The sequence below is a fragment of the Actinomycetospora endophytica genome (genome assembly GCF_021026375.1).
Lineage (GTDB): Bacteria > Actinomycetota > Actinomycetes > Mycobacteriales > Pseudonocardiaceae > Actinomycetospora > Actinomycetospora endophytica.
The window spans coordinates 496,682-521,666 of record NZ_JAJNDB010000006.1 but is presented as its reverse complement, the minus strand read 5'-3'; the positions used below and the strand labels follow the sequence as shown (position 1 = coordinate 521,666).

Genomic DNA, 24,985 nt, shown 5'->3' with positions numbered 1-24,985 from the left:
GCTCCCATCCCTGGCCCGCGAGGCTCGGGCCCTCCGGTCGCTAGTGCCTGGCGAGCGGAGAGCCGATCCCGACGAGCGAGGGGTCGGCTCGTCGGAAGATCGGGAGTTCGTGAGCGCGCCGCCGGAGAATCTTGCGCGTGTCGCTCACGAGTCCGCGATCATGCTCGGCGCGGCCTCGTCGATCGGCCGAGGTGTCCCTGGTCCGCCCGGCCACGCACAATCGCGGACGTGACCAGTGTTCCGCTCACGATCCGCACGGCCGTCGCCGACGACGTCGACGCGCTCCTCGACCTCATCCACGCCGCCTACCGCGGGCACGGCGGGCAGAACGGCTGGACCACCGAGGCCGAGCTCATCGACGGCCCGCGCACGACCCGCGAGCTCCTCGCCACCGACCTCGCCGACCCCGCCATCACGGTGCTCGTCGCCGGCGGGCACGACGGGTGCGCCGCGGTGACCCACCGCGCGGGCGAGCCGACCGCGTCGTTCGGGATGTTCGCGGTGCGGCCGCACACCCAGGGCGCGGGGGTCGGGAAGGCGCTGCAGGCCGCGGCCGAGGAGCACGCCCGCACGGCGGGTGCCACGACGATGGAGCTGTGCGTCATCGACCGGCGCGCCGAGCTGATCGCCTGGTACGAGCGCCGCGGGTACGTCCGCACCGGGGAGTCGCGGCCGTTCCCGTACGGCGAGCCGGGCGTCGGCTTCCCGCACGACCCGGACCTGCGGTTCACCGTGCTCGCCAAGCCCCTGGGCTGACGCCGTCCCTTAGGCTGAACCCCGTGCCGCCGCTGACCCTCGCCCAGGACCCGGACGCCGACAAGGTGCTGTCCGAGAACCCTCTCGCGCTGCTGATCGGCATGGTGCTCGACCAGCAGTTCCCGATGGAGCGCGCCTTCGCCGGCCCCGCACTGCTCACCGAGCGGATCGGGGAGATCACCGCGGAGAAGATCGCGGACTACGACCACGACGCGCTCGTCGCCGCGTTCACCGGCCCGCCCGCGCTGCACCGCTACCCCAAGTCGATGGCCGAGCGGACGCAGTCGGTGTGCCAGGCGATCGTCGAGGACTACGACGGCGACGTCACCCGCATCTGGACCGAGGCCGCGGACGGCCGCGACGTGTTCCGCCGGCTCAACGCGCTGCCGGGCTGGGGCAAGATGAAGGCGCAGATCTTCACCGCCCTGCTCGGCAAGCAGCTCGGCCTCGAGGCCGACGGCTGGCGGGACGCCGCGGGGTCCTACGGCGACGAGGGCTCCCGACGCTCCATCGCCGACGTCGTCGACCCGGTCACCCTCAACGAGGTCCGCGACTTCAAGCAGGCCCAGAAGAAAGCCGCCAAGGAGGCGAAGGCCGCCCAGGCCTGAGGCGCGGCGGGCCGGTGCGGTGAGATGTATCCATGCGCACCGTGCACGTCGTCGGCATCGGCGCCGGCTCCCCGGGACACCTGACCCTCGACGCCGTCGACGCCCTCGGCTCCGTCGACGTCGTGCTCCTGCTGCACAAGCGGGGCAGGGCCGACGAGCTCACCGACGCCCGCGCGGACCTCGCGGCGCGGTTCGCCCCGCAGGCGACGATCGTCCGCCGTCAGGACGCGCACCGGGAGCGCGGCACCACCGAGGAGGGCCACTACCTGCAGACCACGCAGGAGTGGCGCGACGAGCGGCTCGCGCTCTACGAGGACCTCATCGCCACCGAGGTTCCCGACGGCGGGTCCGTCGCCCTGCTGGCCTGGGGTGACCCGGGGATCTACGACGGGACCGTCGACACCGTCGAGCGCATCGTCGAGCGCGGGAACGTCGAGATCACGTGGACGGTGATCCCGGGGATCAGCGCGCCGGCCGCGCTCACCGCGGCGCACCGGGTGACGATGACCCGCACCGGTCGTCCCGTGGCGGTCACCCCGGCGCGCCAGGTGATCGCGGGGACGCCGACCGAGCGCGCCGACCTCGTCGTCATGCTCGACGGCGCGGACTCCCACGGCGTCGACGCCGCCCCCGACGACGCCACCGTCTACTGGGGCGCCTACCTCGGTACGCCCGACGAGGCCCTGATCAGCGGCCGGCTCGGCGACGTGCGCGACGAGATCCTGCGCCGGCGGGCCGAGCTCCGGGAGCGCAAGGGCTGGATCATGGACACCTACCTGCTCCGGATGTGACGTCGGCGGTCGATATCTCATCACCTGTGCAGGTGAGGCCGTAGTCTGACCGACCGTGACCGGACGTTCCGGAGGATTCACCCTCCTGCTGGTGACCATGTTCGCGCTCGGGGTCGCCGCCCCGGTGTCGGCGCACGAGAGCGCCGCGACCGGCGTCGTCCGGCTGGCCCAGTCGCTCGGCGACCGCGACCTGACCGTCACCCTCGTGCCGCCGCAGAGCGGGCCGGGCCGGGTGTCCGTCGGGCTCGAGGCGCTCGGGGTGGGTGGCGGCGCCCCGGTGCGGGTGCGGGCGGAGCCGGTCGGGGCGCCGGGGGGCACGGTCGCGAGCACCGAGGTGCGGCCGGGGCGCGTCGGCACGCCGGGTCAGGCGGCCCTGACGATCGACCGGCCCGGCCGGTGGGACGTGGTGCTGGACGACCCGACGTCCGGGGCCCCGGCGCGCATCCCGATGACCTATGTCGACCCCGGGACGCCCGCGTGGGTGTGGCTGGTGCGGGTCGGGGTCGTGCTGGCCGTCGTCGCGGGGATCGCGGCCACGACCGGCACCGTCCGTCGACGTGCCCGGCCCGCCCGGGGTGCTCGCGCCGACCACGGGCCCCGGCCCGCGGACCGTCGCCGGCATGACGGCGACCGTGGCGGCCGAGAACGCCGTCGTCGGGCGTCCCGCGCGGATCCGGATGACGCTGGCCGCCGGCGGACGTCCCGTGACCGACCTGCAGGCGTGGCTCGGCATGGCCGGACACCTGTTCGTGCTCGGCCCGGGACGTGCCGGAGCCCCGGACCCGACCGACGTCGCGACGTCGTTCGCGCACGTGCACGACATGACGCCCGCCCTCCCCGGTCGCGCTTCCGGTCCCGAGGTCTCCTTCGACTACGTGTTCCCGCAGTCCGGCGCCTACCGGCTCTGGCTGCAGGTGCTGCGGGCCGGCGAGGTCGTCACGGTGCCGGTCGACCTGGCGGTGGGGTCGGCGGCGACCGGAATGTGATCGAAGTCCGCGTTCCCGCCTGACGGGAGCGCGTCGATCACCTACGCTCGCTGCTGTCGCCACGGAATGGCAGCAAGATCATTCCCGGTGGCTCGTTCCGGAGGTGGGCGCGTGACGGACGGCGTGCGGCTGGAGCGTGGCGGTCACGCCCACGCCGAGGCGGGCTCGTGCCTCATGGAGCGGGTCTCGATCATCGCGGGCGAGCCCTTCACCGACCGGCCCCGCTGCGCCCATCCCGCCCTCGCCGCGCTCGCCCAGCAGGTCAACGACCGCGTCTCGGACGAGGCCCGGCAGGCGCTGCTCCGGCTCGCCCCCGGACTCGCGACGAGCGCCACCGACGACCCGCGGGCGTCGTGGGCGCTGGTCGCGGTCTGCGCGCGCCACGTGCTCGAGCGCCGGCCCGGGGACGTCCTCGCCGCCCGGCTGCTGCGGCGGGCGTCGCGGGGGCAGCGGCACTGGTCGCGGCTGCGGCTGCGCGGCCTGCCGGCTCGTCTCGCCGGACTGCGGGCGCTGCCCGAACTCGCGGTGGCGTTCCACCGGGCCGCGGCGCTCTCCGGGCCGTCGGGGTCGGCCGAACGCGACGCGGCGCTCGTCGCGCTGCTCGAGGCGGCCGTCACGACCGTGACGCGCCCGGATCACGCGTCGGTGAGCCCCGGGGTGTCGGTGAGCCCGGATGTCAGGTGCTCGACGTGGAAGACGGCCTCGTCGAGCAGCTGAGCGACGTGGTCGTCGTGCAGGCGGTACCGGATCTGGCGGCCGTCCCGGTCGCCGACGACGAGCCCGAGATGGCGGAGCACCCGCAGCTGGTGTGACACCGCGGACTGCTCCATCCCGACGTCGTCGACCAGCTCGCCGACCGTGCGCGGCCCGGTGCGCAGCCGCAGCAGCAGGTGGACCCGGCTCGGGGTGGCGAGCGCGTGCATGGTCCGTGCGACGGCGTCGACGGCGGGTTCCGAGGCGACGGTCGGGATCATGCCGTCGGTGCCGTGACCCATGGCGCGAGCGTACTCACCTCAGCGGTTGGTCAGGTATGAAAGTATGAACGAGCGTTCATAGGTGTGTACGGTCGCGGCCGTGTCCACGACCGAGCTCCCCGTCGCCCCGGCCGACGCCCCGATCTCCTTGCCCGCCGCGCGGCCGTCCGCCCTCACGACCCTCGTCGGGCTGCCCGAGGCGCGCCGGGCCGGCCTCGCGCTCGCCGCGTTCCTCGTCGGGGGCCTGCTGGTCCTGGTGGGCGCGTCGCCCTGGGCGTGGGGTCCGCTGCTGGCGGTCTGCTACGTGGCCGGCGGGTGGGAGCCCGCGGTCGAGGGGCTCCGCGCGCTGCGGGAGCGCTCGCTCGACGTCGACCTCCTCATGGTGGTCGCCGCCCTCGGCGCGGCCGGGATCGGTCAGTACGTCGACGGCGCGCTGCTGATCGTCATCTTCGCGACGTCGGGGGCGCTCGAGGCCTGGGCGACCGCCCGCACCGAGGAGTCGGTCGGCGGCCTGCTCTCGCTGGCTCCGGCCCGGGCGCGGCGGGTGTGTGGCGGGTCCGGTGACTCTGATGACGGCGAGGAGGCCGACGCCGACGCGCTGGTGGCCGACGACGAGATCGTCGTGCGGCCGGGCGAGGCGATCGCGGCGGACGGGATCGTGGTCTCGGGCGGCGCCGATGTCGACCAGGCGAGCATCACGGGCGAGCCGCTCCCGGTGGCGAAGGCGGCGGGCAGCGAGGTCTACGCGGGCACCGTCGCGAGCGGCGGCGCCCTGCGGGTGCGGGTGGTCCGTCCGGTGGGGGAGTCGGTGGTCGCGCGGATCGCGGCCCTGGTCGAGGAGGCGTCGCGGACCAAGGCGCGCACCCAGCTCGTCGTCGAGAAGGTGGAGCAGCGGTACTCGGTCGGGGTCGTGGCGGTGACGCTCGCGGTGTTCGGCGTCCCCCTGCTCTTCGGCTCGACGCTCGACGACGCCCTGCTGCGGGCGATGACCTTCATGATCGTCGCCTCGCCCTGCGCGCTGGTCCTCGCGACGATGCCGCCGCTGCTCGCCGCGGTGGCGACGGCCGGCCGGCGCGGGCTGCTGGTGCGCTCGGCGCAGGTGATGGAGCGGCTCGGGGCGGTCGACGCGGTGGTGCTCGACAAGACCGGGACGCTCACGCACGGCGCGCCGCGGGTGGTCGCGGTGACGGCGGTCGACGGCGACGACGAGGCCCTGCTCGCGGCCGCGGCCGCGGTGGAGGGGCCGAGCGAGCACCCGCTCGGGCGTGCGGTGGTGGCGGCGGCCCGCGAGCGGGGGGTGACGGTGCCGCCGATGACCGGGTTCGTGACCGAGACCGGCGCGGGCGTGCGGGGGCGCGTCGGCGGGCGGCTCGTCGGGGTGGGTCGCCCGGACGCGGCGTGTTCTGGCGAGGGGCGCCCCTGGTCGGATAGATCGACCGGAGGGGCCCTTCGCTCAGAACGGGAGGGCCGCCCGGAACGGCTCGAGGCCGCCGCCGCGGAGGCCGAGGAGCGGGGCGACACGGTCGTCGTCGTGACCGACCTCGACGTGGGCCGCCCGCTCGGCGTCCTCGCGATCGCGGACACGCTGCGCGAGGAGGCCCCGGACGCCGTCGCCGGGCTCGCCGCGCGCACCACCACCGCCCCGGTGCTCGCGACCGGCGACCGCCCGCGGGCCGCCGCGGCCGTCGCGGACCGTCTCGGGATCTCCGATGTGCGGGCCGGTCTGCTGCCCGAGGACAAGGTCGGGGTCGTCGAGGGGCTGCGGGGCGCGGGCCGGACGGTGGCGGTCGTCGGCGACGGGGTGAACGACGCGCCCGCGCTCGCCGCCGGCGACGTCGGGGTCGCGATGCACGGGGTGGAGCTCACGATGCGGGCGGCCGACGTCGTCGTGCTCGGCGGGGACCTGCGCCGTCTGCCCTGGCTGCTCGACCTCGGTCGGCGCGCCCGCCGCACGGTGGTCGCGAACCTCGTGATCGCCGGCGTCCTGATCACCGGACTCGTCACGTGGGACCTCGTCGGACACCTCCCGCTGGCGCTCGGCGTCGCGGGGCACGAGGGCTCGACGATCCTCGTCGCGCTCAACGGCCTGCGCCTGCTGCGGAGCCCGGGCCCGCGGTGAGGAATCCCTCCGCGAACCGGTGCGTGAGGTCGGGGTGCCGACGGGGACCCGTGGTGGGACAGTGAGGTGTGGAACGAGGTAGGGGGAGGTGATGCCGTGACACGGCGTCACGACGACGACCCGGTGCTCATCACCGAGGCCCAGGTCTCGTTCGACGACGAGTTCAGCGCCCGCAAGCGCCGGTACTCGATCATCATGCTGTGCCGCATCCCGTGCCTGCTGCTGGCCGGGCTGTTCGGGATCGCGTTCAACATGCCGCTGGTGGCGGTGCTGTTCATCGTGCTCTCGGTGCCGTTGCCGTGGGTGGCGGTGCTCATCGCCAACGACCGGCTGCCGAAGAAGGCGGGCAAGGTCAACCACTACCGGCCGAACCGCAAGGCGCTGCCCGAGGTGAGTGAGGCTCAGATCATCGAGGCCGCCGAGTCCCTCGACGCCCGCTCCCACCGCACCGACGGGCCGCGGCAGGACCGGCAGGATGCGCCGGACCACGAGCCGCCGCACCCCGAGCAGGCCCCGCCGCGCACCGGCACGGACGGCTGACGGGTTTCTCGGGCAGGCCGCGGAGCGGTCGCACCGAACCCGGGTGCCGTGGGGCATCATGGAGCCATGAGCCAGACCGCGGTGCTCCCCGACGTCCGCCCCGAGGGCACGGACCGCACGAACGACGACGACCCGAAGGTCTTCCACTACGTCCGCAAGGACAAGGTGGCCGAGAGCGCCGTCATGGGCTCGATGGTCGTCGCGCTGTGCGGGGAGACCTTCCCGGTCACCCGGTCGCCGAAGCCCGGGTCGCCGGTCTGCCCGGCGTGCAAAGAGATCTTCGAGAAGATGCCCAGCGGCGGTGGCGACGACGACGAGTGAGGGCTGACCCCCACCCGTCCTCCCCACCCACCGCAGGCCGGACCGTCGTGGCGGTCCGGCCGATGACCGGCGCCCACCGCCGGATGTCCCTGGCCACGTCCCGCCCCGGAGGGTCATGACCACGCGCGCGCCCCGCAGGAACCCCGGCCCCTCGACGGGGGCGGGCGGAGCCCCACCCTCGGCTCCGCCCCTGCGGCAGTGGCAGCGCCGCGCGCTCACCCGCTACCTGGCCGAGCGGCCGAAGGACTTCCTCGCGGTCGCGACGCCGGGCGCCGGCAAGACCACGTTCGCGCTCAAGGTGGCCTCCGAGCTGCTCGGGGACCGGACCGTCGACACCGTCACGATCGTCTGCCCGACCGAGCACCTCAAGCACCAGTGGGCCGAGGCGGCCACGCGGGCGGGGATCGCGATCGACCCCGAATACTCGAACTCGGTCGGGAGGATGTCGGCCGACTTCCAGGGCGTCGCGGTGACCTACGCCCAGGTGGCGGCCCACCCGGTACTCCACATGAACCGCACCGAGGGCCGTCGCACGCTGGTGATCTTCGACGAGATCCACCACGCCGGGGACGCCAAGAGCTGGGGCGAGGCCACCCGGGAGGCGTTCGCCGGGGCGACGCGGCGGCTCGCGCTCACCGGGACGCCGTTCCGCTCGGACGACAGCCCGATCCCCTTCATCACCTACGAGCCCGACTCCGCCGGCGCGCTGCGCTCGAAGGCCGACCACTCCTACGGCTACGCCGACGCGCTCGCCGACGGTGTCGTGCGGCCCGTGGTCTTCCTGGCGTACTCCGGGCAGGCGAGCTGGCGGACCAGTGCCGGCGACGAGATGACGGCCCGGCTGGGCGAGCCGCTGACCGCCGAGCACACGGCCCGGGCATGGAAGACCGCGCTCGATCCCAAGGGCGACTGGATGCCCGCCGTCCTGCAGGCCGCCGACACCCGGCTGACCCAGCTGCGCTCGGGAGGCATGCCCGACGCCGGCGGCCTGGTCATCGCGACCGACCACACGACGGCGAAGGCCTACGCGAAGATCCTCGCGCGGGTGGCGGGCGAGGACCCCGTCGTCGTGCTCTCCGACGACCCGAAGGCCTCCTCGCGGATCGCGGCCTTCGGGGAATCGAACGACCGGTGGCTGGTCGCGGTCCGGATGGTCAGCGAGGGCGTCGACGTGCCGCGCCTCGCCGTCGGGGTCTACGCGACGAGCGCCTCGACGCCGCTGTTCTTCGCCCAGGCCGTGGGGCGCTTCGTCCGGTCCCGGCGGGCGGGGGAGACGGCGTCGGTGTTCCTGCCGTCGGTCCCGACGCTGCTCGGCCTCGCGAGCGAGCTCGAGCTGCAGCGCGACCACGTGCTCGGCGAGCCGCACCGGCCGAAGGAGGGGCTCGACGACGAGCTGATCGAGCGCGCGAACCAGACCGAGGACGAGCCGGGCGAGCAGGAGAAGAGCTTCGAGGCGCTGTCCGCGGAAGCGGAGCTCGACCAGCTCATCTACGACGGTGCCTCGTTCGGCACCGCGGCCGGCGCCGGCACCGAGGAGGAGCAGGACTACCTGGGCCTTCCGGGCCTGCTCGACCCGGACCAGGTGCGCGCGTTGCTCCGGAAGCGGCAGAGCGAACAGCTCGACGAACAGGCGAAGCAGGAGGCGGCCGATCCGACGCCGGCGCCGCCGCCCACGCGGCCCAAGGCTGGTGCGGCCGAAAAGCTCAAGGAGTTGCGCCGCGAGTTGAACACCCTCGTCGCGGCCCACCACCACCGCACCGGAGCCCCGCACGGCGCGATCCACGGGGATCTCCGGAAGGCCTGCGGCGGGCCGGCGACCCCGGTCGCGACGGCCGAGCAGATCGAGGACCGCATCGCGACCCTGCGGTCGTGGCGCTGAGGGCGCTCCCGACGCATCGTGGTCGTGTGCGCGACATCACACCCGATCATGCCGGGCACAGCAGGTATCGATCACACTGCGATACGTGGTCGTCATCGCGGACACTCGGTCGTCACACACCGTCGCCGTCCGGGAGGTCGGCGCGGAGCGGCGATCACGGCGCCGGAGCGGCCCGGGATGTCCGGCGTGCGCGGTGTCCGGAGCGGAATTCCGTGGATCTCCGGGCGTGTCGCGGTCGGTCGGGGACCGGGTCCTCGGGGATCTGCGGCCCGGTCGGGAGGCGGGCCCCACACACGACGACGGCGGGCGGGGACCGTGGTGGTCCCCGCCCGCCGTCGTGTCGGTACTGCGAGCAGCGAGGTCGTCGCCGCTGGTCAGCGTCGCGTCACACAGCCTCTCCGGCCTGCACGTCGATGGAGAGCTCCTTGAACTTCGCTTCGTGGGCTCGGGCGTGATGCCCGCAGAAGAGCAGCTCTCCGCCGGAGGGCAGGATCGCGCGAACCTGGGCCGCTGCACCGCAACGGTCGCACCGGTCCGAGGCGGTGAGTTCTGGCCGGGTCAGGGTTCCGGGCATCGTCATCTCCCTCCGTTCGGGAACCGGTGGGGGAACCGGTCCCGCAGGCTTCGGCCGAGTGACCGTCGCCCCTCCACTGTGTCAGACCGGGGCGACGACCGCTCGTGTTCACGCGCCGCTTCGTCGTCGGTCACATACCGCTCATCGCCGTTCAGCGACCGTTGTTATCGGGTACCGCGAGGAACCACACGATGGTGAGTCGATCTTCCGCGACGAGCGGTACGCCCGCGCCCCTACTGTTCGTGATCGGCGGCGTCTCGATGTACGCGGGCGCCGCGCTCGCCGTGGGCCTGTTCGACAAGGCGTCACCGGCCGGGATCGCGTGGTTACGGCTCGCAGGCGCGGCGGTCGTGCTCGCGGTCTGGCGGCTCGCAGCGGCCAGGGCCGGACGGCCGCATCGGCGTTGGACCGGACGGCGGGTGGTTCTGGCGGGCGCGTTCGGCCTCGTGACCGCCGGGATGAACATCGTGTTCTACGAGGCGATCGCCCGTTTGCCGCTCGGCACCGCGGTGGCGATCGAGTTCGCCGGGCCCGTTCTCGTCGCGGCGCTGGGTTCCCGCGGGCGACGCGACTGGATGGCCCTGGGACTCGTCGTCGTCGGGGTCGGCCTGATCGCCGACGTCCGGCTGGAGGGCTCGCTGCTCGGCGTCGTGTTCGCGCTCGCGGCCGCGCTGGCATGGGCCGGCTACATCGTGCTCGGGACGCGGGTCTCGCGGGCGGCAGGGACCGCGGGCGAGGGGATCGACGGGCTCGCCGTCGGGTTCGTGGTGGCGACGGTGCTGCTCTCGCCGCTGGCGCTCACGGTGGGCCCGATCGCAGCGTCACCGCTGCTGCTCGGGTCGGCCCTCGCGCTCGGGGTGCTCTCGTCGGTGGTGCCGTACGTGCTCGACCAGGTCGTGCTGCGCCGGGTCGGGCGCGCCCGCTTCGCGCTGCTGCTGGCGCTGCTGCCGCTGACGGCGACCCTGGTCGGGCTGATCGGGCTCGCCCAGGTCCCGGCACCGCTCGAGGCGGTGGGGATCGCCGCCGTCGTCGGCGGGGTGGCGCTGCGGCGGGAGTCGACGGAGCCGCCCGATTCTGAGCGAAGGGCCCCTCCGGTCCACTAGATGGGCCGGTGGCGCCCTTCGCTCATGCCCGCCCGGAACCCATGGGCTGAGCGAGCGGCCCCTTCGGCCGACCAGATCGACCGAAGGTGCCCATCGCTCGGAATCACCGGGTGCGCTGACTAGCCTGACCGCGATTTCCGTGACGTGGCGCATGCCGACGAGAGGTGGGGGACCGTGACCGCTGTGGACGAGGCCCGCGAGCGGGGTCGGGAACTGGCCGCCGCGCTGGCGGCCGACGGCGTGGCCGGCGTGACGATCGCCTGGGCGGACAACAACGGCATCCCGCGCTCGCGCACCGTGCCGGTCGCCTCGCTGCCGGAGGTCGCCGTCGCCGGGGTCGGCGTGACGACGCTGTTCGCGGTCTTCGACACCAACGACGCGATCACCTTCGCCGCGCCCGGTCTGCAGACGCCCTCCGGCGACGTCCGGCTCGTCCCGCAGCTCGACCGCGTGACCCGGCTCGCCGGGCAGCCCGCCTTCGCGTGGGCGCCCGGGCGGCAGGTCACCGCCGACGGCGGGCCCTGGGCGTTCGACCAGCGTTCGGTGCTCGAGCGGACCGTCGCCCGGCTCGCCGAGGACGGCTACTCGGCGCTGGTCGGGTACGAGATGGAGTTCGGGGTCTTCGAGCCGCCGCAGGACGACGACGAGGACGCGCTGGTCCCGGCCCACCCCGGGCCGGCGTACAGCCCGCACGCGCTGCTCCCGATCCACGACTTCGTCGCCTCGGTGATGCGCGACGCCGAGGCCAACGGCCTGCGCCTCGGGCAGATCCACGCCGAGTACGGCCCGGCGCAGGTCGAGCTCTCGATCGCCGCCACGGATCCGCTCACGGCCGCCGACCAGCAGCTGCTCGCCCGGCAGACGGTGCTCGCCGCCGCCGAGGCGCACGGCCTGCGCGTGTCGTTCGCGCCGCTGCCGACGCTCGCGGGCGCGGGCAACGGGTGGCACATCCACACCTCGCTGTGGCGCGACGGTGAGAACCTGCTCGCCGGCGGTCCGGAGGGCCCGCGCGGGACGGCGGGCGCCGCCTACATCGCCGGGCTGCTGCGCGACCTGCCCGCGCTCGCCGCGGTGACGGCTCCCTCGGTGGGGTCGCTCGCGCGGCTGCGCCCCGGGTTCTTCGCGGGCGCGTTCGGGTTCTGGGGCGTCGAGAACCGGGAGGCCCCGCTGCGCTTCGTCCCCGGGTCGGCGCTGCTCGGTGAGGACCATGCGAACGTCGAGCTCAAGGTCTCCGACGCCTCCGCCAACCCCTACCTCGCCCTCGCGGCGCTGCTGTCCGCGGGCGCCGCGGGCGTCGAGGAGAACCTCGCGCCGCCCGCCCCGGTCGGCGAGGACCCGGGCACCTGGAAGAAGAAGGAGCGCGCGGCGGCGGGGATCGCGAAGCTCCCGACGACCCAGGCCGAGCAGGAGGAGGCGCTCGCCGCCAACCCCCGGATCGCGGGTGTGCTCGGCGAGGAGCTCCTCGGCGCGTTCCTGGCCGTGCGGCGGGCCGACGCCGCCTGGGCCCAGGAGAAGGAGACCGAGGAGGTCCTCGCCGCCTGGCGGTGGAAGTACTGATGTGAGTGGATGTGGACGCTCCGACGACCACATCCACTCACATGCGGCGGAGCCGCTCCAGCTCGTCGTCGGACAGGGTCAGCGACACGGCCGGGAGGATCTCGGAGAGCTGGTCGAGCGTCCGGGCGCTCGCGATCGGGGCCGCCACCGTCGGTTGCGCGGCCAACCACGCCAGCGCGACCGCGGCCACCGGCACCCGGTGCGCCGCGGCGATCTCGTCGAGCACCCCGAGCAGCGCCACGCCACGCTCGTCGAGGTAGCCGCGGGCGCCCTCGGCGCGGGCGTTCGCCATCGTGCCGGTCGCCGCGCCGGTGTCGACGTCCCCGCCCTCGGGCCGGTACTTCCCCGTGAGGAAGCCCTTCGCGAGCCCGAAGTACGGGTAGCAGACCAGGCCCTCGCGGTCGACGAGCGCGGCCTGCTCGCCCTCGTACTCCCGCTCGACGAGGTTGTAGTGCGGCTGCACGGCCGCGAAGCGGGTGAGGTCGTGCTTGTCGGCGAGCTCCAGGGCGCTGGCCAGCCGGTCGGCCTCGAAGTTCGACGCCCCGACCGCGCGGACCTTCCCGGCCCGCACGAGCCCGTCGAACGCCTCGAGGTAGTCCTCCTGCGGGGTGTCCGGGTCGTCGCGGTGGGCGTAGTAGAGGTCGATGTGGTCGGTCTGCAGCCGGCGCAGCGAGTCGTCGCACGCCGCGCGGACGTTGTCGGGGCCGAGGCCCTTGCGCTCCGCCCACGACCCGACCTTCGTCGCGATCACCACGTCGTCGCGGCGGCCCCGCCGGGCCAGCCACCGGCCGATCACCGTCTCGGACTCGCCGCCGGAGAGCCCCTCGGCCCGCGCCATGTAGCTGTCCGCGGTGTCGATCATGCGTCCGCCGGCGTCGACGAACGCGTCGAGCAGCGCGAACGAGGTCGACTCGTCGGCGGTCCAGCCGAAGACGTTGCCGCCGAGGCAGAGGCCGGTGGGGAGCGTGGGGGAAGCGGTCATGCTCCACGCGTACCCGACGACGGCGGGGCAGACCCTGCATCTCGGTTGCGGATCTTGGTTACTGCAGCACACCCGTGGCAGCGTCCGCCGCAGTCGATCAGGAGCGGGGAGGCGGCGTGGAGTCCGATCTCGAGGATCTGCTCGCGGACATGGCGACGCTGGGGGAGGCGCCGACGCTGCTGGTCGCCTGCGGCTTCGACGGCGCGCTGTCCCCCGACGGCGACGACCGCGCCGTCCAGCAGTCGTCCGAGGCGCTCAACGTGCTCCTCGCGCTCCCCGGGACGACGGTGGCCGTGGTCTCCCGGCGCCCCGCCGAGGAGATCTCCGAGCTGATGTTCCTCTCCGGCGCCAAGGGCGGGCTGCGGATGTGCGGCCCGGGCGAGCTGCCGGAGCTGCGCCGCGAGATCGGCGGGGTCGCGCTGGTCATCGACGTCGACCCGGAGTCGCTCGCCGGGCTGGGTGCGGACGACGTCGGCGTGCTCGTCGACGACGACGAGGATCCCGAGGACGACGGCCGGCGCCGGGTGACCGACGCCGACGAGGTCATCGAGGTGCTCGAGGAGCTGGTGTCGGCCCGCCGGCACTGAGCCGCGCGTCAGCGCCCGAGCGCCTCCAGCACCGCCGCGTGCACCGCCGGGCGGGCGATGAGCAGGTCCGGGGAGTAGGGGTCGTCCTGCCCGTACGGCATCTCGGTGCCGTCGATCCGGGTGGCGCGCAGCCCCGCCGCCATCGCGACCGCCATCGGCGCGGCGTTGTCCCACTCGTACTGCCCGCCGGAGTGCAGGTAGACGTCGGCCTCGCCGCGCAGGACGGCGAGCGTCTTCACCCCGGCCGCCGAACGCTTCACCAGCCGGACCCGGAACGCCCGCTCGACCGCCAGCAGCTCCGACGGCGGGCGCGAGCGGCTCACCGTCACCGCGAGCTCGCCGCCGGGCCGGACCGGCGAGTCCGGGACCGGCTCGATCGTCGCGGAGTCCACGAGCGCGCCCATCCCGGGCACCGACACCGCCCCGGCCGCCAGCCGCCCGTCGACGACCAGCGCGACGTGCACGCCCCACTCGTCGGTGCCGCGCCCGAAGCCGCTGGACCCGTCGAGGGGGTCGACGATCCAGAGCCGGTGCGCCCCCCGTCGGGTCGCCGGGTCGAGCGAGCCCTCCTCGGAGAGCACCGCGTCGTCGGGACGACGGCGGGCGAGCTCGCGGGTCAGGTAGGCGTGCGCGTCGGCGTCCCCGGCGTACTCCCGGTCGCGGCCCGGCGGGGTCCGGTCCCGCAGGTCGAGCAGCAGCTCGCCGGTCGCAGCGGCGAGCTCCCGGGCGAGGGCGGCGTCCTCGGCCGTCGCGGGGCTGCCGGGGGTCAGGACGTCTGCGGCGCTCACCCCCCGATCTTGGCTCACGACGGCGAGGTCCGCTGGCAGGGTGACGCCGGTCCCGACGACGGGTCAGGGGGTCTCGGCCGCGACCAGGACGCGGGCCAGCTCGTCCAGCACCGCGGACCGGGCCTCGTCGTTCTCGGGGCCGGTGGCCGGCACCTGGTCGAGCAGCAACCGCGCCAGGCTGGCCAGGCTCACCACCTGCGCCGCGAACTCCTCGGGTCCCCCGAGCTCGCCGAGCAGCCCCCCGACGGCGTCGAGGTCTCCGGAGTCCATCGCACGGATGACGGCGACCGACCGCTCGTGGACGATCGCGGGGTCGGGACCGGGCAGCTCGTCGGCGTCGGGGTGCTGGGTCATGGCCGACAGCATCGCAGGCGAGCGCGACGCGCCGGGGGTGATACCCCGGAGCTAGCCGCCCGACCCGGACCGCAGGGCCATCAGCGCCCAGCCGGACAGCCCGGCGATCACCGCGCACACCGCCAGGAGCACGGCGAAGTACCAGGCCCCGGTGGCGATGTACATGACGAGCCAGATGATCCCGGCGACGACGTTGAAGCCCAGCCCGAACTGGTAGCGGCGGCGCTCCTCGGGTCGGACCCGCTCGTTCCGGGCGCCCGGTCCCAGGAAGTCGTCCACCCCGCCACGGTAGCGAGGATGACGACGTCGGCGGCGAGCCCGTGCCCTCTCCGACGACGAGCACATCTCGCCCGGGGCACGGAAGCGTGTCGTGCCGATCACCTGGTCGGTGCGTCCGGATGACGGACGCGCGACTGCTCCGGACGCTCAGAAATGTTCTTTGCGCGGCCACGAATTTCTCGATCTGTCCTGGTCGTCGTTTCTCGTCCGATCGGGAGCACCGCCGACCGTCCGCGTTCGTTCCATATTGGGCGTTGAGTGAAATCCACTGTCACTCGTATGGTGTTGCGCGCACCCCGGTCGGCCGAGCGATCTGACGCAGTGACAGCTGTCGTCCGGGATCGACGCCAACCGTGTGGGGGAGCGCGGAGTGACGACACCGTTACCGAGCGGCAGACGCAGTCCGTCGGTGCCCGACCGGGCCGCGATTGCGGTCGATCCCGGCCTCCGGTGGGACGGCGGCGACCGAATTCGTCCGGGTTAGAGTCTCGTTCTGAGAAAGCGATCGGATTTTCTCAGTGACGACCGCGTTCGACCGGTCGATTCTTCTGCGTGCGCCGAATAGCTCCCCGGTGCATCCCGTCGTGTCTTCTTCTCCTGCGAATCATCAGCGAGGTGCCGGGTTGTCCGACTCCGCCACGATCGACGCGTCCCGGGTCTCGTGGTCCGGTCTGGGGCGTTATCTTCCCCGCGGCAACATGCTCAGCGACGCGGAGTGGCGTCGTCGTCACCATTTCCTGTTGTGGGTGCTCGGCCTGCACATCCCGTTCCTCGCCGTCTTCGGGCTCGCGATGGGGTGGAGCGTGCTCGTCGTCGGTGCCATCGCCGGCTACCTGGCGCTGATCGTGCTCGCGGCGGCGCTCGTGAGGCGGCGGCACCCGGCGTCCTGGCTCGTGACGCTCGGTCTGACCTCGTGCTCGGTCGCGCTCGTCTGCCTGTCCCACGGGGCGATCGAGGCGCACTTCCACTTCTTCGTCATCGTCGGCTTCCTGGCGCTCTACCAGGACTGGTTCCCGTTCCTGTGGAACATCGCCTTCACCGTCGTCAGCCACGGGGTCGGGGCCGCCTTCGCCCCTGACCTGATCTTCGACCACCATGCCGGCCAGACCTATCCGTGGCTGTGGGCGCTCATCCACGGCGTCAGCGTCCTCGCGGCGTGCGTCGGCGTGCTCGTGTTCTGGCGGTTCTCCGAGGACGTCCAGATCCAGCGGACCGAGCTCACCCGCCGTCTCACCGAGGCCGAGCTCAACAAGAAGCAGTTCACGTCGGACCTGCTGCTCAACCTGGCCCGGCGGAACCAGAGCATGTTCGCGCGGCAGCTCGAGATCATCAACGACCTCGAGGACAAGGAGCGCGACCCGGACGTCCTGGGCGACCTGTTCCGTCTCGACCACCTCGCGACCCGGGTGCGGCGCAACGCCGAGAACCTGCTGGTGCTCTCCGGCGAGCAGCCGGCCCGGGTCTGGTCGGAACCGGTGCCCCTGCGCGACGTGGTGCGGGCGGCGATCGCCGAGACCGAGGATCTGGACCGGGTGGTGTTCTCCGTCGACGAGCACCTGGAGATCGTGGGGAGTGCGGTCGCCGACCTGACCCATCTCCTCGCCGAGCTCACCGAGAACGCGGTGCACTTCTCGCCGCCGACGAGCACCGTGACGATGCAGAGCCGCGCCTACGCGTGGGTCTCGGGCTCGCACCTGCTGGTCATCGAGGACACCGGGGTCGGGATGCCCGCCGAGGATCTCGCCGCGGCCAACGAGCTGCTCGCCGAGCCGCAGGACGTCGATCTCTCCGCGTCGCGGCGCCTGGGCTTCCACGTGGTGACGCGCCTGGCGCAGCGCCACGACGTCGAGGTGTCCCTGGCCCCGACGCCGGGATCCGGGGTCACCGCCGTGATCATCCTCCCGCCGGCCCTGTTCGCGTCCTCGATGACGCCGCCCCGGGGCTCGGTCCGACCGGCGCTGCTGAGCGGCGCGCAGTCGGAGAAGGTCAGTGCCCCGAGCGCCGAGACGTTCTCGGCGTCGCGGCTCGGGGAGCCCGCCGAGATGGCGCCGATCACCGTCGGCGTCAACGGACGGCACGGGTGGCCGGGCGCGCCGGACGTCGAGCACGCCGGGCGGCGGGAGGCCGGCCGGACGGCGACCCACGCCTCGGAGGACCGGCGCCTCGTCAGCGCGCCCGGCCTCGTCGGCGCCGGTCCCGTCAGCGCCCTCAGCCCGGTGCCCGCGACCCGGCGGACGGGCAAGGACCGGCACGACCCGGCGTCGGACCCCACCACCGGACCGGTGAGGACCAGTGGGCTGCCGACCCGGACTCCCGGTCGGACCGCGCTGATCCGGCCCAAGGTCGTGCCTCCACCGCCGCTCGGTGGGGATGGCACGACGGCGGCCCGGGACGGCGCGACCGCGGACGCTCCGGCTCCGCGCCGGTCGACCGAGGGCGGCGCCGGGGGACGGCCGACCCTGAAGCGGCGGGTGCCCCAGTCCCACCTCGCCTCCGAGCTCACGAGCCCGGGTGCCGCGCCCAGCGCGAGCGCGCCCCCTGCAGGGTCGAGGCCGGCCGGGCCCGGCCCGGACATGCCCGACACCGGGGCCCTCGACGCGCTCTCCCGGTACCAGGCGAGCCGGCAGCGGGCCCACGCCGAGATCGACGGCACCGACGGTCCGGACGGCGCCGGCAGCCCCGACCACCCCGGCGCCGGCCCCGACGGCGACCCCGCCGGCTCGGACCGCTCCGACCCGAAGGGACCGCAGGAGTGACGCACCCGCAACCGGAGCGCGGACGGCTCGACTGGCTGCTCGCCGACTTCGCGCAGTCGACCGCCGGGGTGATCCACGCCCTGGTCGTCTCGTCCGACGGCCTGCGCCTCGCGGCGTCCCCCGGCATCGACGAGACCCTCGGCGACCAGGTCTCGGCGGCGGTGTCGGGCCTGGTCAGCCTTGCGCGCGGCGCCGCGTCGCTGCTGGGTGCAGCGCCGGTCAACCAGACGATCCTCGAGATGGCCGGGGGCTACCTGTTCGCCACCTCGATCAGTGAGGGATCCGTGCTCGCGGTCCACACCCACCGCACCGTCGACATGGGACTCGTCGGGTACGAGATGACGATGGTGGCCTCGCGGGTCGGTCACGCGCTGACCCCCGGTGGTCGGCCCGACCGGGCCGCACCGACGCGATGACCGTGGACGAGAAGACCGACGGGCGCTCGGACGGCGGGCGGGTCGTTCCCAACTACGCGGTCACCCGGGGCCGCACCCGCTCGGCCGGGCCCGACCTGCCCATCGAGGCCCTGATGACCGCGACCGCGCACGGGCGCGCCGCGCTCGCCGGTCTCGCGCCGGAGTACCGCGCGATCGTCGAGGCCTCGTCCACGCCGCGATCGCTGGCCGAGATCGGGGCCGTCCTGGACGTCCCGGTCGGTGTGGCCCGGGTGCTCGTCAGCGACCTCGTCGAGTCCGAGTACCTCGCGGTCCACCTGCCCCTGGTCGACGCCGACGGCCGCCCCCGCCGAGAACTGTTGGAGAGACTCCTCGATGGACTGCGCGCCCGCTGAGCACGGGTCGGTCGCCCGGCCCGACCGTCAGCAGCTCGTGCCCCTGAAGATCCTGGTCGCCGGCGGCTTCGGCGTCGGCAAGACGACGTTGGTGCACGCCCTCTCGGAGATCCCGCCGCTGTCCACCGAGCAGGAGATGACGAGCCTGTCCGTGGGCGTCGACGACGCCGCGGTCGTGCCCGACAAGGTCACCACCACCGTCGCCATGGACTTCGGGCGGATCACCGTCGACGACGCGATGATCCTCTACCTGTTCGGGACTCCCGGTCAGTCGCGGTTCTGGTTCATGTGGGACGAGCTGGCCCGCGGTGCGGTCGGCGCCCTGGTCCTGGTCGACCTGCGTCGCGAGGACGACTGCTTCGCCGCGATCGACTACTTCGAGAACCGCGGCCTCCCGTTCGTCGTCGCCATCAACGACTTCCCGGGGTCCGGGGACTTCGACGACGAGACGGTGCGCGACGCGCTGGTGCTGCACCCGGACTGCCCGCTCGTCCGGCTCGACGCCCGCCGCGCCGACTCGGCGCTGGGCGGCCTGGTCGCGCTCGTCGAGCACGCCGTCGCGCGGAGCGCGGCGTGACCGGCATGACCGGCATGACCGGCACCGTCCGGACGCCCGGACGGACCGTCGAGCTGACGATCCGGGGCATGACCTGCGCCGCCTGTGCCGCGCGCATCGAGCGCAGGCTCAACCGCCTCGACGGCGTGTCGGCCACGGTCAACTTCGCCACCGAGACCGCGACCGTCGACCCGACCGACGAGACGGCGAGCGTCCCGGTCGACGACCTCGTCGCGACGGTGCGTCAGCTGGGCTACGAGGTCGCGCCCCCGGGCGGGGACACGCGGACGGAGAGCCCCGACCCCCCGGACGACGGCCGCTCCGCCACCATCGCCGGGCTCCGCCGTCGCTTCGTCGTCGCCCTGCTCGTCGGGGTGCCCGTGGCGCACGTCTCGATGGCACTGGCCGTCGAGCCGGCGCTGCGCTTCCCGGGCTGGCAGGCGCTGCTGCTCGTGCTCGCGCTCCCGGTGGCGCTGTGGGCGGCGTGGCCCTTCCACCGCGCCGCGGCGCGGGGCGTCCGGCACGGAACCGTCTCGATGGACACGCTCGTCTCGATCAGCGTCCTCGCCGCCACGGCGTGGTCCTGCTGGGCGCTGGCCCGGCCGGGCGGCCCGCCACCGGCGGGGCGGGGCTGGTGGCAGACGCTCGCCGACCCCGACGGTGCCGTCTACCTCGACGTCGCGATCCTGGTCACGCTGTTCCTGCTCTCCGGACGCCTGTTCGAGGCGACGGCCCGGCGCGACGCGGGCGCCGCGGTACGTCGGCTCCGGGGGCTGCGCCCGGGGCACGCCACGCTGCGGCGCGACGGGCGCGAGGAATCGGTGCCGATCGATGTCGTGCGGGTGCGGGACGTCCTGGTGGTCCGCCCCGGCGAGGCGCTCGCGGCCGACGGGACCGTCCTCGAGGGGTGCAGCTCGCTCGACACGAGCGTCCTGACCGGCGAGTCGGCGCCCGTCGAGATCGGCCCCGGTGACGCGGTCGCGGCCGGGGCGATCCTCGCCGGCGGGCGACTCGTCGTGCAGGTGACGCGGGCTGGTCGCGACACCCACCTCGCCGCGCTGACCGAGCTCGTCGACCGGGCCCAGCTCGCGAAGGCGGCGGCGCAGCGGCTCGCCGACCGGGTCTGCCGCGTCTTCGTGCCCGCGGTGCTCGTGCTGGCGGTGGTCACGGTCGTCGGCTGGCTCGCCGTCGGCGGCACCGTCGAGCACGCCGTCGCGGCAGGTCTGACGGTCCTCGTCATCGCCTGTCCCTGCGCGCTGGGCCTCGCGACCCCGATGGCCCTGATGGTGGCCACCGGGAGGGGCGCGGAGCAGGGGATCTTCCTCAAGGGCCACCGGGCTCTCGAGACCGCGGAGCAGGTCGACGTCGTCGTGCTCGACAAGACCGGCACCGTCACGGACGGCGCGATGGTGGCGGTGGACGCGGTCGCCGCCCCCGGCGTCGAGATCCTCGACGTGGTCCGCTGGGCGGGCGCGATCGAGACGTGCTCCGAGCACCTCCTCGCGGCGCCGCTCGCCGCGCTGGCCAGGGCGGCGGTCGGGGAGCTCCCCGCCGTGTCCGGCTTCCGGAGCCTGTCCGGCCTGGGCGCGGGGGCCGAGGTCGAGGGAACCACCGTCGTCGTCGGGTCGGCCCGGCTCATGACCGGGCTCGATCTCGACGTCGGGGTCGAGGTCGCCGACCGGGTCGCCGGCTGGGAGGCCGCCGGGAGCACGACGGTGCTGGTCGGCCGGGCCGGCACCGTGGTCGGGGCGTTCGCCCTCGCCGACGAGGTCGGCTCCGGTGCGGTGGCGGCGGTGAGCGCGCTGCACGCTCTCGGGCTCCGGACGGTGCTGCTCACCGGCGACCGCGAGATCGTGGCCCGGGCGGTGGCCGAGTGCGTCGGGATCGGGGAGGTGATCGCCGGGGCGACCCCGGCGGAGAAGGCGCGCGCGATCGAGCGGCTGCGCGCGGACGGGGCGTCGGTGGCGATGGTCGGCGACGGTGTGAACGACGCCGCGGCACTCTCCGCCGCCGACCTGGGGCTCGCGATGGGCTCGGGAACGGACGTCGCGGCGGCGGCCGCGGACATGATCCTCGTCCGCGACCGGCTCGACGTGGTTCCCGCGGCGATCGTGCTCGCCCGGGCGACCCGCCGCACCGTGCGCCGCAACCTCGCGTGGGCGTTCGCCTACAACCTCGCCGCGCTGCCGGTGGCCGCTCTCGGACTGCTCAACCCGCTGGTGGCGGGGGCGAGCATGGCGCTGTCGTCGGCGTTCGTCGTGTGGTCGAGCCTGCGGTTGCGCCGCGCCTGAGCAGCGCCTCCGTTGGTGGGGCCGGGGGAGAGGGTCCGACCCCGTCCGCCGTCAGTCCAGGTAGTCGCGCAGCACCTGCGAGCGCGACGGGTGGCGCAGCTTCGACATCGTCTTCGACTCGATCTGGCGGATGCGCTCACGCGTCACGCCGTAGACCTGGCCGATCTCGTCGAGGGTGCGCGGCTGGCCGTCGGTGAGCCCGAAGCGCAGGCGCACGACGCCGGCCTCGCGCTCGGAGAGCGTCGCGAGGACCGACTGCAGCTGGTCCTGCAGCAGCGTGAAGGACACCGCGTCGACCGCCACGACGGCCTCGCTGTCCTCGATGAAGTCACCGAGCTGCGAGTCGCCCTCGTCGCCGATGGTCTGATCGAGGCTGATGGGCTCCCGGGCGTACTGCTGGATCTCCAGCACCTTGTCCGGGGTGATGTCCATTTCCTTGGCCAGCTCCTCCGGGGTGGGCTCGCGGCCCAGGTCCTGGAGCAGCTCACGCTGTATGCGGCCGAGCTTGTTGATGACCTCGACCATGTGCACCGGGATGCGGATGGTGCGCGCCTGGTCGGCCATCGCGCGGGTGATGGCCTGGCGGATCCACCACGTCGCGTAGGTCGAGAACTTGTAGCCCTTCGTGTAGTCGAACTTCTCGACCGCACGGATCAGACCGAGGTTGCCCTCCTGGATGAGGTCCAGGAACGCCATGCCGCGCCCGGTGTAGCGCTTGGCCAGCGAGACGACGAGGCGGAGGTTCGCCTCGAGCAGGTGGGACTTGGCGCGCTCGCCGTCGCGGACGATCCAGCGCAGGTCGCGCCGCATCTGCGTCGCGAGCTCCTGCTGCGCCTCGGCGACCTTGCGCAGCCGCTCCGCCGCGTAGAGGCCGGCCTCGATCCGCTTGGCGAGCTCGACCTCCTCCTCGGCGTTGAGCAGCGCCACCTTGCCGATCTGCTTCAGGTAGGCGCGGACCGAGTCGGCCGAGGCGGTGAGCTCGGCGTCCTTGCGCGCCTGGCGCAGCGCCTCGGACTCCTCCTCGTCCCAGACGAAGTCGCCGGACTTCTTGTCCTCCTCGGTGGGCTCCTCGGTCTCGACGTCGGTCGCCTCGACGACCTCCGCCCCGAGGGCCTCGACCTCGTCGGTCAGGTCCTCGGCGGCCGGCGCGCCCTCCTCGAGCGCGGGCTCGCCCTCGGGACCGTCGAGCTCGACCTCACCCTCGCCGTCGGCGGGGGCGTCGCCCTTGGCCGCCTTCTTGGCGGGGGCCTTCTTCGTGGACTTCGCCGCGGCCGGGCCGGACTTGGCGGCCCGGGACTTGGTCCCGGACTTCGCGCGGGCCGGAGCGGCCGCGGGAGCGTCCGCGTCCTCGGTCACCACGGCGAGCGCTGAGGGCTGCTCTGCCGTGGCGGTGGTGGCGCTACGGCGTGAAGCGGAATCTGCGGCTGCCACGTACGACCTTTCGCGACGAACGACTGCGGGGCGGACACCGGGTCGACGGACCTGGGCCGAGCCATCACGACGGGGCGTGTCGGGACCGGCTGCGGACCCGGATCCGGCGGTGTGCCGCCCTGGGCTGACGACCATTGTAACGACGCCGGGTGACCGCCGCCCGTACCTCGTGTCGACCGGTCGTCGCGCCCCGTCCGTGAAGATCCGGACGCGGACGAATGGCGCCACGAACGTGCAGGTCAGGGGCTTGTGCCCTCCGCCGCGGCCATCGCCGCGCCCACGATCCCGGCCTGGTTCTGCAGCTGCGCGGTGACGATCGGTGTGCGTGCCTCGAGCAGCGGGAGCCACTTGTCCGGTTTCTTGCTCACCCCGCCGCCGAGGACGAACAGGTCGGGCCAGATCAGATCCTCGAGCACCTGCAGGTAGCGGGAGAAGCGCTTGGCCCACTTCCCCCAGCTCAGGTCCTCGCGCTCGCGGGCCGACGCCGAGGCGCGGGTCTCGGCGTCGTGCCCGTCGACCTGCAGGTGGCCGAACTCGGTGGAGGGCAGCAGCACCCCGTCGTCGAACACGGCACTGCCGATGCCGGTGCCGATGGTGAGCATGCACACCACCCCGCGGCGGTCCCGGCCGGCGCCGAAGCGCATCTCGGCCAGCCCGGCCGCGTCGGCGTCGTTGAGCACGTGCACCGGGACCCGTCCGAGGCGTTCACCGAAGAGCGTCAGCGCGTCGGTGCCGGGCCAGCTCGGGTCGATGTTCGCCGCGGTGTGGGCGATGCCGTCCTTGACCACCGACGGCAGCGTGATGCCGACCGGGCCGGTCCACTCGTGGGCCTCGACCACGGCCGCCACCGTGTCCGCCACGGCCTCCGGGGTCGCCGGGTGCGGTGTCTCGATCCGGACCCGTTCGGCGACCGTCGCCCCGGTCGTCGTGTCGACGATGTTCCCCTTGACCCCGGTACCCCCGACGTCCACCCCGAGCCGCCATGCGTCGTTCACTTCGGCCCCCTCTCGCGCTGGTCGGGAATCGTAGTCGCGTGTGGTCCGATGGAACCTGTGAACGATCAGGTGGATGGCCGGGAGCTGGAGAAGATCTCGGTGGAGGTGGCCCGGGAGGCGGCCGAGCTCGCCCTCGCGGTGCGCGACCGCGTGGTCGGCGCCCGCTCGGTGGCCGACCTGCCGACCAAGAGCTCGGCCACCGACGTCGTGACCGCGGGCGACGAGGAGTGCGAGGCCCTGGTCCGCGAGCGCCTCGGCGTCCTGCGCCCCGGGGACGTGGTGCTCGGTGAGGAGGGCGGCGCCGACGCCGAGCCCGAGCCCGGCCAGGTGCGCTGGATCGTCGACCCCATCGACGGGACCGTGAACTACGCCCACGGGCTGCCGTGGTTCGCCGTCTCGCTCGGTGTCGAGGTCGACGGCCGGCCGCTCGCCGGCGCCGTCGTCGAGCCGGTGTCCGGGCGGGTGTGGAGCGCGGCGGCCGGGTGCGGCGCCCAGCTCGACGGCCGGACCCTGCGGGCCTCCGCGCTCGAGCGTCCCGGCCTCGCCGTCGTCTCCACCGGGCTGGCCTACGACCCGGCCCGCCGCCGCCGCCAGGCCGCGCTGCTGGCGCGCATGGCGGGCGAGGTCGGCGACTTCCGGCGCCAGGGCTGCGCGTCGCTGGACCTGTGCTCGGTCGCCGCGGGCTGGGTCGACGGCTACTACGAGCACGGGCTGAACCACTGGGACTGGGCGGCGGGCGCCCTGATCGCCGAGGAGGCGGGCGCGGTGGTGCGCCGGCCGGGCGCGCCCGGGTCGGAGGACCCCGACGGTCTCGGCGCCGAGGCGGTCCTCGCTGCCGCCCCCGGGATCGCGGCCGGCCTGGCCGACCTGCTGCGCGCGCACGGAGTGGCGGAGGTGTAGGTGCGCTGACGCGCTCGTGAGCAGTAATCCGTGTCAGGGCACGGATCAGTGCTCACATGCGCGGAGCG

Annotated in this window: 26 protein-coding genes; 18 read left to right on the top strand and 8 right to left on the bottom strand. The window is 74.0% G+C overall.

Annotation, left to right across the window (positions count from 1 at the left end; all coding sequences use genetic code 11):
- Positions 1-228: 228 nt before the first annotated feature.
- From LQ327_RS35030 to LQ327_RS26205, 5 genes are all read left to right on the top strand, one after another.
- On the top strand, positions 229-756 hold the full coding sequence (locus LQ327_RS35030; protein ID WP_230738740.1) for a GNAT family N-acetyltransferase: 528 nt from the start codon (positions 229-231) through the stop codon (positions 754-756).
- 23 nt (positions 757-779) lie between these two features.
- Positions 780-1,364, top strand: a complete 585-nt coding sequence (locus LQ327_RS26220) for an HhH-GPD-type base excision DNA repair protein (protein ID WP_230738739.1) — start codon at positions 780-782, stop codon at positions 1,362-1,364.
- Positions 1,365-1,396: 32 nt separating this feature from the next.
- Entirely contained in the window at positions 1,397-2,155 is a 759-nt protein-coding gene (gene cobF, locus LQ327_RS26215) for a precorrin-6A synthase (deacetylating) (RefSeq protein ID WP_230738738.1), read from the top strand.
- A gap of 557 nt (positions 2,156-2,712) precedes the next feature.
- The gene (locus tag LQ327_RS26210) at positions 2,713-3,141 is read left to right on the top strand and encodes a DUF8832 domain-containing protein (RefSeq protein ID WP_230738737.1); all 429 of its coding nucleotides are present in this window, start codon (positions 2,713-2,715) and stop codon (positions 3,139-3,141) included.
- A gap of 111 nt (positions 3,142-3,252) precedes the next feature.
- Positions 3,253-3,858 (top strand): hypothetical protein, encoded by a 606-nt coding sequence (locus tag LQ327_RS26205; RefSeq protein ID WP_230738736.1) that lies wholly within the window; start codon positions 3,253-3,255, stop codon positions 3,856-3,858.
- Here LQ327_RS26205 and LQ327_RS26200 read toward each other — a convergent pair.
- The gene (locus tag LQ327_RS26200; protein WP_230738735.1) at positions 3,777-4,136 is read right to left on the bottom strand and encodes an ArsR/SmtB family transcription factor; all 360 of its coding nucleotides are present in this window, start codon (positions 4,134-4,136) and stop codon (positions 3,777-3,779) included. The two genes, LQ327_RS26205 and LQ327_RS26200, sit on opposite strands and share 82 nt — an antisense overlap.
- Positions 4,137-4,215: 79 nt before the next feature.
- Between LQ327_RS26200 and LQ327_RS26195 the strand changes: the two genes are divergently transcribed.
- The 4 genes from LQ327_RS26195 to LQ327_RS26180 all read left to right on the top strand — a co-directional run bounded on the left by LQ327_RS26195 (position 4,216) and on the right by LQ327_RS26180 (position 8,974).
- The gene (locus tag LQ327_RS26195) at positions 4,216-6,234 is read left to right on the top strand and encodes a heavy metal translocating P-type ATPase (protein WP_230738734.1); all 2,019 of its coding nucleotides are present in this window, start codon (positions 4,216-4,218) and stop codon (positions 6,232-6,234) included.
- A 96-nt stretch (positions 6,235-6,330) separates the two neighbouring features.
- Entirely contained in the window at positions 6,331-6,774 is a 444-nt protein-coding gene (locus tag LQ327_RS26190; protein ID WP_308286379.1) for a DUF3099 domain-containing protein, read from the top strand.
- A gap of 66 nt (positions 6,775-6,840) precedes the next feature.
- Entirely contained in the window at positions 6,841-7,095 is a 255-nt protein-coding gene (locus tag LQ327_RS26185; RefSeq protein ID WP_230738733.1) for a DUF3039 domain-containing protein, read from the top strand.
- Positions 7,096-7,210: 115 nt separating this feature from the next.
- Positions 7,211-8,974, top strand: a complete 1,764-nt coding sequence (locus tag LQ327_RS26180) for a DEAD/DEAH box helicase (RefSeq protein WP_230738732.1) — start codon at positions 7,211-7,213, stop codon at positions 8,972-8,974.
- 385 nt (positions 8,975-9,359) lie between these two features.
- On the opposite strand, the gene LQ327_RS26175 is transcribed toward LQ327_RS26180, so the two are convergent.
- Positions 9,360-9,554, bottom strand: coding sequence for a DUF7455 domain-containing protein (locus tag LQ327_RS26175; protein ID WP_230738731.1), 195 nt, complete (start codon positions 9,552-9,554; stop codon positions 9,360-9,362).
- A gap of 185 nt (positions 9,555-9,739) precedes the next feature.
- Here LQ327_RS26175 and LQ327_RS26170 point away from each other — a divergent pair, with 185 nt between their 5' ends.
- A complete protein-coding gene (locus LQ327_RS26170; RefSeq protein WP_230738730.1) occupies positions 9,740-10,651 on the top strand; it encodes an EamA family transporter in 912 nt (303 codons plus the stop codon).
- A gap of 174 nt (positions 10,652-10,825) precedes the next feature.
- Positions 10,826-12,208 carry a type I glutamate--ammonia ligase gene (locus tag LQ327_RS26165; RefSeq protein WP_230738729.1) on the top strand — a complete coding sequence of 461 codons (1,383 nt, stop codon included), beginning with the start codon at positions 10,826-10,828 and terminating at the stop codon, positions 12,206-12,208.
- Positions 12,209-12,245: 37 nt separating this feature from the next.
- On the opposite strand, the gene LQ327_RS26160 is transcribed toward LQ327_RS26165, so the two are convergent.
- Positions 12,246-13,190 carry an aldo/keto reductase gene (locus tag LQ327_RS26160; protein WP_230738728.1) on the bottom strand — a complete coding sequence of 315 codons (945 nt, stop codon included), beginning with the start codon at positions 13,188-13,190 and terminating at the stop codon, positions 12,246-12,248.
- A 116-nt stretch (positions 13,191-13,306) separates the two neighbouring features.
- Here LQ327_RS26160 and LQ327_RS26155 point away from each other — a divergent pair, with 116 nt between their 5' ends.
- Entirely contained in the window at positions 13,307-13,777 is a 471-nt protein-coding gene (locus tag LQ327_RS26155) for an HAD family hydrolase (protein ID WP_230738727.1), read from the top strand.
- 8 nt (positions 13,778-13,785) lie between these two features.
- Here the strand turns inward: LQ327_RS26155 and LQ327_RS26150 are convergent, their stop codons facing one another.
- From LQ327_RS26150 to LQ327_RS26140, 3 genes are all read right to left on the bottom strand, one after another.
- The gene (locus LQ327_RS26150; protein ID WP_230738726.1) at positions 13,786-14,565 is read right to left on the bottom strand and encodes an inositol monophosphatase family protein; all 780 of its coding nucleotides are present in this window, start codon (positions 14,563-14,565) and stop codon (positions 13,786-13,788) included.
- Positions 14,566-14,628: 63 nt separating this feature from the next.
- On the bottom strand, positions 14,629-14,919 hold the full coding sequence (locus LQ327_RS26145) for a hypothetical protein (RefSeq protein ID WP_230738725.1): 291 nt from the start codon (positions 14,917-14,919) through the stop codon (positions 14,629-14,631).
- Between the two features lie 51 nt (positions 14,920-14,970).
- Complete coding sequence (locus tag LQ327_RS26140) at positions 14,971-15,198, bottom strand: hypothetical protein (RefSeq protein ID WP_230738724.1); 228 nt, start codon at positions 15,196-15,198, stop codon at positions 14,971-14,973.
- 698 nt (positions 15,199-15,896) lie between these two features.
- Here LQ327_RS26140 and LQ327_RS26135 point away from each other — a divergent pair.
- From LQ327_RS26135 to LQ327_RS26115, 5 genes are read left to right on the top strand one after another with little or no spacing between them, the layout of a single operon-like run.
- Positions 15,897-17,954 (top strand): sensor histidine kinase, encoded by a 2,058-nt coding sequence (locus LQ327_RS26135; RefSeq protein WP_230738723.1) that lies wholly within the window; start codon positions 15,897-15,899, stop codon positions 17,952-17,954.
- Positions 17,951-18,370, top strand: coding sequence for a roadblock/LC7 domain-containing protein (locus LQ327_RS26130; protein WP_230738722.1), 420 nt, complete (start codon positions 17,951-17,953; stop codon positions 18,368-18,370). The genes LQ327_RS26135 and LQ327_RS26130 overlap by 4 nt, the downstream gene beginning before the upstream one ends.
- A 2-nt stretch (positions 18,371-18,372) precedes the next feature.
- Positions 18,373-18,744, top strand: coding sequence for a DUF742 domain-containing protein (locus tag LQ327_RS26125; protein ID WP_230738721.1), 372 nt, complete (start codon positions 18,373-18,375; stop codon positions 18,742-18,744).
- The gene (locus LQ327_RS26120) at positions 18,725-19,321 is read left to right on the top strand and encodes a GTP-binding protein (protein ID WP_372460752.1); all 597 of its coding nucleotides are present in this window, start codon (positions 18,725-18,727) and stop codon (positions 19,319-19,321) included. Before LQ327_RS26125 ends, LQ327_RS26120 begins: the two co-directional genes overlap by 20 nt.
- Positions 19,322-19,326: 5 nt before the next feature.
- Positions 19,327-21,591, top strand: a complete 2,265-nt coding sequence (locus tag LQ327_RS26115) for a heavy metal translocating P-type ATPase (protein ID WP_230738777.1) — start codon at positions 19,327-19,329, stop codon at positions 21,589-21,591.
- Between the two features lie 51 nt (positions 21,592-21,642).
- Here LQ327_RS26115 and LQ327_RS26110 read toward each other — a convergent pair whose 3' ends face one another.
- Together LQ327_RS26110 and ppgK are read right to left on the bottom strand one after the other, a co-directional pair.
- Entirely contained in the window at positions 21,643-23,022 is a 1,380-nt protein-coding gene (locus LQ327_RS26110; protein WP_230738719.1) for an RNA polymerase sigma factor, read from the bottom strand.
- A 239-nt stretch (positions 23,023-23,261) separates the two neighbouring features.
- On the bottom strand, positions 23,262-24,017 hold the full coding sequence (gene ppgK, locus LQ327_RS26105; protein ID WP_230738718.1) for a polyphosphate--glucose phosphotransferase: 756 nt from the start codon (positions 24,015-24,017) through the stop codon (positions 23,262-23,264).
- A gap of 57 nt (positions 24,018-24,074) precedes the next feature.
- On the opposite strand from ppgK, the gene LQ327_RS26100 reads away from it, so the two are divergent.
- Positions 24,075-24,917 (top strand): inositol monophosphatase family protein, encoded by an 843-nt coding sequence (locus tag LQ327_RS26100; RefSeq protein WP_230738717.1) that lies wholly within the window; start codon positions 24,075-24,077, stop codon positions 24,915-24,917.
- The last annotated feature ends 68 nt before the right edge of the window (positions 24,918-24,985 follow it).